A 529-nucleotide genomic window follows, 5' to 3' on the forward strand; every position below is an offset into this window, starting at 1 on the left:
CACGTTTACCGCGAATCAAACCGACAATCTCACGCGTTGACCAGCCGACCACATCGGTCATGGTTTTGCCATCTTCAGCGATACCGATGATGAGATCGTTGGGTTTGATTTGACCCGTTTTGGCCGCAGGCCCACCATCGACTAAAGTGACGATACGTGTATAATCTGGGTTTTTACGATCTGGACGAATAGAAACCCCGATTCCTTCTAGCTGTAAGCTTGACTGAATCTGTAGCTCAGTCGCCTGAATAGGCGCATAATAGTTACTATGTGGATCGTAAGTGGGCATGGCAGTATTGAGTACTGTCTCCATAATCTCATCGTCTTTTAGACGTGACATCTGCCCTTGTTGGCGCGACAAACGATTTAATAAAATCTCACTTGGCGTACGCTGATCATCACGTACTAAATCTTGACCACGAGTAATGTCAGGGTTATCTAAAAATATCTGCTCTTTGCCTTTTTCACTTTCCTTACCTAAAGAGATACTTATTAACTGAAATTTTAACTGACGTGCCCAATAATCACG

1 protein-coding gene is annotated in these 529 nt (G+C 44.0%); it reads right to left on the reverse strand.

The window, feature by feature from the left end; translation table 11 throughout:
* On the reverse strand, positions 1-529 hold a 529-nt coding region (locus ACS8FD_RS24305; RefSeq protein ID WP_439277728.1), incomplete at both ends, for a PDZ domain-containing protein.

The sequence above is a fragment of the Psychrobacter sp. 1U2 genome (assembly GCF_051847575.1).